At 69.9% G+C, this 9520-nt stretch carries 7 protein-coding genes; 5 read left to right on the plus strand and 2 right to left on the minus strand.

The window, feature by feature from the left end; genetic code table 11:
• The coding region (locus GH736_RS11340; protein WP_159603279.1) for a FadR/GntR family transcriptional regulator at positions 1-398 on the minus strand (398 nt) is incomplete at its 3' end.
• A 131-nt stretch (positions 399-529) separates the two neighbouring features.
• Between GH736_RS11340 and GH736_RS11345 the strand changes: the two genes are divergently transcribed.
• The 5 genes from GH736_RS11345 (at position 530) to GH736_RS11365 (ending at position 7575) form a co-directional block, all read left to right on the plus strand.
• Positions 530-1579 (plus strand): ABC transporter ATP-binding protein, encoded by a 1050-nt coding sequence (locus GH736_RS11345; RefSeq protein WP_159603281.1) that lies wholly within the window; start codon positions 530-532, stop codon positions 1577-1579.
• Between the two features lie 51 nt (positions 1580-1630).
• On the plus strand, positions 1631-2812 hold the full coding sequence (locus GH736_RS11350; RefSeq protein WP_159603283.1) for an ABC transporter substrate-binding protein: 1182 nt from the start codon (positions 1631-1633) through the stop codon (positions 2810-2812).
• 120 nt (positions 2813-2932) lie between these two features.
• Positions 2933-3883 carry an ABC transporter permease gene (locus GH736_RS11355; protein ID WP_159603285.1) on the plus strand — a complete coding sequence of 317 codons (951 nt, stop codon included), beginning with the start codon at positions 2933-2935 and terminating at the stop codon, positions 3881-3883.
• A gap of 9 nt (positions 3884-3892) precedes the next feature.
• A complete protein-coding gene (locus GH736_RS11360) occupies positions 3893-4693 on the plus strand; it encodes an ABC transporter permease (protein WP_159603287.1) in 801 nt (266 codons plus the stop codon).
• Between the two features lie 164 nt (positions 4694-4857).
• Positions 4858-7575 (plus strand): ExeM/NucH family extracellular endonuclease, encoded by a 2718-nt coding sequence (locus GH736_RS11365; protein WP_159603289.1) that lies wholly within the window; start codon positions 4858-4860, stop codon positions 7573-7575.
• 121 nt (positions 7576-7696) lie between these two features.
• On the opposite strand, the gene GH736_RS11370 is transcribed toward GH736_RS11365, so the two are convergent.
• A partial coding sequence (locus GH736_RS11370; protein ID WP_159603291.1) for a vWA domain-containing protein occupies positions 7697-9520 on the minus strand: 1824 nt, incomplete at its 5' end.

The raw sequence follows: 9520 nt of genomic DNA on the forward strand, positions 1-9520 counted from the left end.
CGGTCGGCCGCGACCTCGGCCGCCATGCCCGCGATCGCGGCGTAGTGGAGCGACAGGTCGCGCAGCTCGATCCGGCTGAGCGAGCGCACGCGCTCGTCGACCATGCGCATCGCCGCCTCGCGGTCGTGGGTGATGAAGCTGCCGCCGTCGCGTCCGCGCCGGGTCTGCACGAGGCCCTTGTCGCGCAGGGCGACGAGCGCCTCCCGCGCGGTGACGACTGCCACGCCGAGGCTGCGCGCGAGCTCCGATTCACTCGGCAGGCGCTCACCGTCGCGCAGCACGCCCGAGACGATCGCGTCGGTGAGGCGCTGCTCGACGAGCTCCGCGCGACCGGCGCCGTCGAGCGGTGAGAAGACGACCGCGCGCGTGGCATCCGCGCGGCCCGTGGCCTGCGGCATCCGACCTCCCGGCGTGCGTCGCAACGGCGTTCCGGCCCGTCGTCGGAACTGTGACACGACCGTAACACGGGGGTCTGGCGGAAAGCATCTGGATCCATATGATTTGTAGCACGCACATCGAAGGAGACGTCATGACCGACCAGCAGCCGGCCATTCGGCTGACCGGGCTCACGAAGGAGTTCGGCGCCGTCACCGCGGTCGACCACGTCGACCTCGAGATCGCTGCCGGCGAGTTCTTCTCGATGCTGGGCCCGTCGGGGTCGGGCAAGACCACCGTGCTGCGGCTCATCGCCGGGTTCGAGCAGCCCACGGCCGGCATCATCGAGCTCTTCGGGCAGGACGTCACGAAGCGCGCGCCGTTCGACCGCGACGTCAACACCGTCTTCCAGGACTACGCGCTGTTCCCCCACATGAGCGTGCTCGACAACGTCGCGTACGGGCTGCGGGTGCGCGGCCTCGGCCGCAGGGAGCGCAACGAGCGTGCGATGCGCGCGCTGGCGTCGGTGCGGCTGGAGCAGATGGCGGCCCGCAAGCCCTCGCAGCTGTCGGGCGGCCAGCGGCAGCGCATCGCCCTCGCCCGCGCCACGGTCGTGCAGCCGAAGGTGCTCCTGCTCGACGAGCCGCTCGGCGCCCTCGACCTGAAGCTCCGCGAGCAGATGCAGGTCGAGCTCAAGGAGATCCAGCGCGATCTCGGCATCACGTTCATCTTCGTGACGCACGACCAGGAGGAGGCGCTCACCCTCTCCGACCGCATCGCCGTCTTCAACGACGGCCGCATCGAGCAGCTCGGCACCCCGGCGGAGCTCTACGAGCGGCCGACGTCGCGGTTCGTCGCCGATTTCGTCGGCACCTCGAACCTGTTCGACGCCGAACGCTCGCGCGACCTGCTCGGGCGCGAGGGTCACCACTCCGTACGCCCCGAGAAGATGACCGTCACCCGCGACGGACTGGCCGGCGAGGGCGTGGTGAACGTGCCCGGCACGGTCGTCGAGGCGATCTACCTCGGCAGCGGCGTGCGCCTCGTCGTCGACCTCGACGACGGCACGCGCGTGACGGTGCTCGAGCAGAACGACCGCGACCGCATCCACGACGACGAGCGCGGCGATCGCGTCGTGGTCTCGTGGCACGCCGACGACGTCGTGCACCTCGGCACCGAGGTGCTGCCGGGCATCTCCGGCTGAGGCATCCGCCCACCACCACTACACGGCACCACCCGGAAAGAGGAGACAACCATGAAGCGGAATCCGCGCACGGCACGCCGCGGCGCCACCGTCGGGCTCGCGATCGCATCGGTCGCGTTGCTCACGGCGTGCGGCACCACCCAGGCCGGCGGCTCGGGCGGCGGCGAGGCCGCCACCGAGCTCGGCGACATGGAGGGCCAGGTCTCGCTGCTCGCGTGGCCCGGTTACGTCGAGGACGGCTCGAACGACCCGGCGGTCGACTGGGTCACCCCCTTCGAGGAGGACACCGGCTGCAAGGTCACGGCGAAGACGTTCGGCACCTCCGACGAGGCGCTGAACCTCATGAAGACCGGCGACTACGACGTGGTGTCGGCGTCGGGCGACGCGTCACTGCGCCTGGTCGCGGCCGGCGACGTCGCCCCCGTGAACACCGACCTCATCCCGAACTACGAGAACATCTACGACTTCCTCAAGGACCAGTCGTGGAACTCGGTCGACGGCGTGCCCTACGGCGTGCCGCACGGCTACGGCGCGAACCTGCTCATGTACAACACGGAGGAGTTCCCGACCGCGCCCACCTCGTGGGACGTCGTGTTCGACAAGTCGGGTGACTACGCCGGCAAGGTGACCGCCTACGACTCCCCGATCTACATCGCGGATGCCGCGGTGTACCTCATGGCGCACAACCCCGAGCTGGGCATCGAGAACCCCTACTCCCTCGATGAGGAGCAGCTCGCGGCCGCGGTCGACCTGCTCAAGCAGCAGCGCGAGAACATCGGCGAGTACTGGTCGGACTACCTCAAGGAGATCCAGGCCTTCACCACGGGCGACACCGTCGTCGGCACGAGCTGGCAGGTCATCGAGAACGTGCTCGAGGGCGAGGGTGCGCCGACCGACGTCGTGCTGCCCGACGAGGGCACCACCGGCTGGTCCGACACGTGGATGATCTCGTCGAAGTCGAAGAACCCGAACTGCGCGTACGCGTGGCTCGACTACATCGCGAGCCCCGAGGCGAACGCCGCGGCCACGTCGTACTTCGGCGAGGCGCCCTCGAGCGACGAGGCCTGCGAGTACCGCGAGGACTGCGAGGCGTACCACGCGGGTGACGCCGACTACGCGTCGCAGATCTGGTACTGGTCGACCCCGATCGAGAAGTGCCTCGACGGGCGCACCGACGTGAAGTGCACCGACTACGCCGCATGGACGCAGGCGTGGCAGGAGATCAAGGGCTGACCCGGCCCTGACGACGGAGCGCTCGGCCCGACGGGCTGCTCCACCCCCCTGCGGGTCGAGGACGCCACTCCCTCCGGCGCCTCGACCCGCAGGACCCCCGTTCGAGATGAAGGACCACGCATGACGACGCACGCTCCCGCTCCGCCCGGCGCTCCGGCGAACGCGCCCGGCCAGGCGCGCGACGCGGTGCCGCGGCCCCGCCGCACGCCGGCGCGCGCGGCATCCGTGTTCCTCAGCACCCACCCGCGCACGCGGCTCGCCCTGCTGCTCAGCGCGCCGCTGTTCTGGCTCGGCATCGTCTACATCGTGGCGCTCGTGCTGCTGCTCGTCACCGCGTTCTGGTCGGTCGACAGCTTCACCGGCGAGATCAGCCAGACCTGGACCCTCGACAACATCATCACGGTCGTCACGGGCTCGCTGTACCAGACGGTCACCCTGCGCACGCTCGGCGTGGCGCTCGCGGTGACCCTGATCGACGTGCTCCTCGCGCTGCCGATCGCGTTCTTCATGGCGAAGGTGGCGTCGCCCCGGATGCAGCGCATCCTCGTGATCGCGGTGCTCACGCCGCTGTGGGCGAGCTACCTGGTCAAGGCGTACGCGTGGCGGTCGGTGCTCTCGCAGGACGGCATCCTCGAGTGGCTCGTGGCACCGTTCGGCGGCCACACGCCGGGGTACGGCCTGCCGGCGACGATCATCACGCTGTCGTACCTCTGGCTGCCGTACGTGATCCTCCCCATCTATGCGGGACTGGAGCGCGTGCCCGACTCGCTGCTCGAGGCATCCGCGGATCTCGGCGGCCGCACGTGGCCGACCATTCGCCTGGTGGTCTTCCCACTGGTGCTGCCCGCCATCATCGCGGGCACCATCTTCAGCTTCTCGCTGTCGCTCGGCGACTACATCACGGTGAACATCGTGGGCGGCGCGAACCAGATGCTCGGCAACCTCGTCTACACGAACGTGGGCGCGGCGAACAACCTGCCGCTCGCGTCGGCGATCGCGCTCATCCCGATCGTGATCATCTTCGGCTACCTCTTCCTCGTGCGGCGCACCGGCGCCCTCGACAACCTCTAGGGGCGACGGATGCGACTCTCCCGACTCTCCCGCACGACGCTCGGCGTCGTGACGGGGCTGATCCTGTTCCTCGTGTACGTGCCCTTGCTCGTCGTGCTCGTGAACTCGTTCTCGACGTCGACCTCGCTGACGTGGCCGCCGCCCGGGTTCACGCTCGAGTGGTGGGGCCGCGCGTTCCAGAGCGCCGGCGCCATGGAGGCGGTGGCGACGAGCGTGCAGATCGCCGTCGTGGCGACGATCATCTCGCTCCTGCTCGGCACGCTGATCTCGATCGCGCTGCAGCGGTTCTCGTTCTTCGGCCGCGACGCCATCAGCCTGCTGATCATCCTGCCGATCGCCCTGCCGGGCATCATCACCGGTATCGCGCTGAACAACTTCTTCCGCACGATCATGGGCGTGCCGCTCTCGATCTGGACGGTCGTCATCGCGCACGCGACGTTCTGCATCGTCACGGTCTTCAACAACGTGATCGCCCGACTGCGCCGCCAGGGCACCAACCTCGAGGAGGCGTCGGCCGACCTGGGCGCCGGGGTGTGGACGACGTTCCGGCTCGTCACGTTCCCACAGCTGCGGTCGGCCCTGCTCGCCGGCGGGCTGCTCGCGTTCGCGCTGTCGTTCGACGAGATCATCGTCACGACGTTCACCGCGGGGTCGGGGGTCACGACGCTCCCGATCTTCATCCTGAACAACATGTTCCGGCCGAACCAGGCGCCGGTGGTGTCGGTGATCGCCGTGGTGCTGGTGGTCGTGTCGATCATCCCGATCTACATCGCGCAGCGGCTGTCGGGGTCGGAGCAGCAGCGACGGTGACGGATGCCGGTGCTCATGTGAGCGCGGATGTCGCGGCGTCCTGCACATGTGGTCGGTTCACCGGCTCTTCACGTGCCCGGGCCTTCCCCGCCGTCGGAACCCTCCCGTAGTCTGACCCCGTTCGGGGCCCGGAGGCCTCCGTTTCCGTGAGGCAGGGAGTTCCCATGATCCACTCCGTCCAACGCGTCGCCGTCACCGTCGCCGCAGCATCGTTGCTGGGGGTCGGGCTGACCGCGAGCCCGGCGTTCGCGGCCGCGCCCGGCGACCCGGTGATCAACGAGTTCTCGGCGAGCACCGCGGGCGACGACGTCGAGTACGTCGAGCTGCTCGCCCAGCCGGGCGCCGACCTCAGCGCGTATCGGGTGCTCGAGATCGAGGGCGACGCGGGTACGGGTTCGCCCCAGGGCCTGGTCGACGAGGTCATCGCATTCGGTGCCCCCGCGGCCGATGGCCGGGCGCTCGCGTCCCTCCCCGTGAACGCGCTCGAGAACGGCACGTTGTCGCTGCTCCTCGTGCGGGGGTTCACCGGCGCGCTCGGCAACGACCTCGACACGAACAACGACGGCGCGCTCGACCTGCCCGCCGGCGTCACGCTGGTCGACGCGATCGCGGTGAACGACGGCGGAGTCGGCGACCTCGCCTACGGCGGCGTCACCCTCGGCGTCGCCTACGACGGCCTCTCCTTCGCTCCCGGCGGCGCCTCTCGCATCCCCGACGGCACCGACACCGACACGACCGCCGACTGGGTGCGCAACGACTTCGACAAGGCCGGCATCACCGGCAACACCGGCACGCTCGCCGCAGGGGAGGCCCTGAACACGCCCGGCGCCGCGAACGCGGTCGACGAGACCGAGGAGCCGCCGGCTGAGGTCGACTGCGACGCACCCGCCGTGACCATCGGCTCGGTGCAGGGCTCCGGCGCCGCGTCCCCCGCCGTCGGAACCACGGTCGAGGTGGAGGGCGTCGTCGTCGGCGACTTCCAGACCGGCGGGTTCAACGGCTACTACGTGCAGGATGCCGGCGACGCAAACGCCGCGACATCCGACGGCATCTTCGTCTACGCGCCCGGCGGGGCCGCCGTCGCCGTCGGCGACCAGGTCCACGTCGTGGGCGACGTCAGCGAGTTCTCGGGCCTCACCGAGATCACCGCCGACGGCATCGCGGTCTGCGCCAGCGGCGTCGCGCTGCCCGCCCCGGCGGTCGTCACCGTCCCCGCCGACCCGGCCGTGCTCGAGTCCCTCGAGGGCATGTACGTCACCGTGCCGCAGCAGCTCACGATCCTCGAGTTCTTCGAGTTCGCCCGCTACGGCACCCTCGACCTGGGCACCGAGCGCCAGTTCACGCCCACCGCAGTCTACGAGCCGGGCTCGCCCGAGGCCGTGGCGCTGGCTGCGGCGAACGCCGCGAACCGCATCACGCTCGACGACGGCCGCACCGAGGAGAACCCCGACCCGGCGATCCACCCCGACGGCCAGCCGTTCACGCTCGACCACTCGTTCCGCGGCGGCGACCTCCTCGCGAACGTCACCGGCGTGCTCGACTTCCGCTTCGACGGGGCGAGCGGCCCGGCTGACTCGGTCCGCTGGCGCATCCAGCCCACCGAGGGCGCGGACTACACGGCCGTGAACCTCCGCAGCATCACCCCGGTTCCCGAGGTCGGCGGCACCACGAAGGTGTCGAGCTTCAATGTGCTGAACTACTTCACGACGCTCGGCTCCCGTGGCGCGAACGACCAGGCGGAGTTCGACCGACAGGAGGCGAAGATCGTCTCGGCCATCGCCGAGATCGACGCCGACATCTTCGGGCTCATCGAGATCGAGAACAACGGCGACACCGCCGTGGGCGCCCTCGTGGACGCGATCAACGACCGGGTCGGACCCGGCACGTACGACTTCATCTCGACCGGACCCCTCGGCACCGACGTCATCACGACGGCGCTCATCTACAAGCCCGCCGAGGTGGCTCCCGCAGGTGAGCACGCCGTGCTCGACTCGAGCGTGGACCCGCGGTTCAACACCAGCTTCAACCGGCCCGCGCTCGCGCAGACGTTCACCGACCTGGAGACCGGCGGCGAGGTCACGGTCGTGGTGAACCACCTGAAGTCCAAGGGATCCGACTGCAACGCCGTCGGCGACCCCGACACCGGCGATGGATCGGGCAACTGCAACCTCACCCGCACCGCGGCCGCCGAGGCGCTCGCCGACTGGCTGGCCGGCGACCCGACCGGACAGGGCGCGGGCAACGAGCTCATCATCGGCGACCTCAACTCCTACGACAAGGAGGACCCGATCGTCGCGCTCCGTGACGCCGGCTACACCGACCTCGAACTGGCGCTCCAGGGTGAGTACGCGTACTCGTACGTGTTCGACGGACAGCTCGGATACCTCGACTACGCCCTCGCCGGCACCGAGCTGCTGGACAACGTCACCGGAGTGGGGGCCTGGCACATCAACTCCGACGAGCCGAGCCTCATCGACTACGACATGACGTTCAAGAAGCCCGCGCAGGACGCCCTGTTCGCACCCGACGAGTGGCGCTCGAGCGACCACGATCCGGTGGTCATCGGTCTCGACCTCACCCCGCCCGACACGACGGCGCCCGAGCTCACCCTCACGGCGTCGCCCGAGCGGGTCTCGCCGCCCAACAGCAAGTGGCGCACCGTCACGGTCGACGTGGAGGCGACCGACGACCGTGCCGGTGACGTGACCGTGGAGCTCGTCGACACGCAGGCGGTGGGCCACAAGGCCGACCTCCGGGTCGTCTCGGACACCGAGTTCCAGGTGCTCGCCCGCAACGGCGCCGTGTACACGTTCACGTATGAGGCGACCGACGCGAGCGGCAACACCACCACCGAGTCGGTCACGGTGCGCGTCAGTCCCTAGCGACGCTCCAGTGATGACGGATGCCGCACAGCCTCGAGCTGTGCGGCATCCGTCGTTCTCCCCGACCTCGCTCCGCTGCCTCGGCGCTGCATGGACGACCGTCGACGGAAGCGATCGGGTCTCAGAAGCTCGTGACGAGGTCGCCCAGCACGTCGCCGACCTTCGTCGGGTCGGTGGCGTCGTAGTAGTGGGCGCCGGTCGCGCTCGAGATCGACTGCAGCGTCGCGACATCCGCATCGGCACCATAGGCGAGCGTGAAGACGAGGACCGGATTGTGGTCGTGGTGGCCCTTGAGGCCGCCGAGCATCTGGTCGGCGGAGATGGTGGGCGAGAGGGTCTCGTTCTTTCCGTCGCTCAGCAGCACGATGGCGTTGATGCGATCGGCCTGCCAGTCTTCGGCGCGTTCATGCACGAAGGTGTCGACGGCCGAGTAGAGCGGCGTCCATTCGACGGGCTTCAGGGCCCCGAGCGCCTTCAGGAACCCGGCGCGCTCGGTGCCGATGTCGGCCACGGGGCTGACGAGCCCAGGCGTGATGGCGCCGTCGTCGTCGGCCGAGAAGGCGGCGAGGCCGACGTTGTCGCCGGGCGTGAAGTGGCCGAGCGCCTGCGTGATCGCGTCCTTCGCGGCGGCGAGCTTGGTCTTGCCGCCGGTGATCGGCTCCTCCATCGACCCGGAGACGTCGACAAGGAACAGCACCTCGGCGCGCTTGCGCACCTCGGGGAACGCCTCGTGGGACGCGCGGATGACCCGGGCGCTCGGGAAGGGAAGCGCCCCGGTCTGGTCGGTCGCGAGCGTGCCGACCTCCGCCACGAGTGGATCCAGCTCGCCGTTCAGGTCGCGGTACCCCGATTCCCGGACGGTCTGCTGACCCTGCCTGGTCGCGGCGTATCGCAGGAAGTCCTGGCCCGCCGCGCTCTCTGCGTCGTCGACCCACGTCCCGTTCATCACGACGGCCGGATTGTCGGCCTCGTAGTAGCCGTCGCTCGGGTAGATCGGCACGAGCTGCTCCTCAGGCGGGTCGCTCTGCACGCGCGTGACGCCGTCGCGGCTCGTGATGCCGCGGTTGTAGTCCCAGACGGACTTCTCATCGACGATGACGGCCGAGAGGAAGTCGGCCACCGAGCCGGCATCCTCCGACTGGCGGGCGTGCCAGAGGAAGTGCTCGGGCGTCGCCATGTAGTGGCTCGTCGCGAGCTCATGACCCCGTACCTCGTCGGTGACGTCGGCGTCCTCGATCTGGTCTGCCGTCAGGTCCGCGAGCGACCCCGCGGCCGAGCCGTAGGAGGCGAGGAGCGCCGCCTCGCCGGAGCTGGCGATGAGCGGGCTGGTCTTGCCGAGCTTGAACGTGCCCCACTCGGGGTGACCGAGATCGGCCCAGGCGTTCTCGTCCTCGGATGCCGCGAAGACGTCGCCCCAAGTGGGGGCCTCCGCATCCCAGCCGACCGCCGTCGCGAGGGCCTTCGGCATCGCGAGCACGATGTCCGAGGACCCGATGCTCGCGCTCTCGGCGGGCACGCTGGCGCCGCCGCCGGTGTTGCGGGCCATGCCGATCCAGGAGCTGGCGTCGGGGATCCACACCGTCGGACGCTGGTCCTCGGGAAGGTTCTGGAAGTTGGCGGACGCGTGCTCGGCGGCGATGCCGGACTTGTCCTTCGTCGCGACGGCGGTCACGCACGAGCCGTCGACGTCGCGCGGCTGGCCGTTGTAGCCGTCGACGAGCCGCGAGACCATCTCGGAGTTCTCGAGCGAGGAGAGCACGGTCACGGTCGTGCACGGCGCGGCGCCGGCGGCAGCAGCCGGCTCGTCGTCCGCGAACACCACCGGCTCGGCGGGGACGGGTGTCTCGGTGGCCGGGCCGGCCTCATCGCGCTGGCCTTGGCCGTTGAGCAGCACCGCCGTGGCGGTGCCGCCGGCGACGAGCACGAGGACGAGCGCGCCTGCGAC

It is taken from the genome of Agromyces humi, assembly GCF_009720255.1.
GTDB classification, from domain to species: Bacteria; Actinomycetota; Actinomycetes; order Actinomycetales; family Microbacteriaceae; genus Agromyces; species Agromyces humi.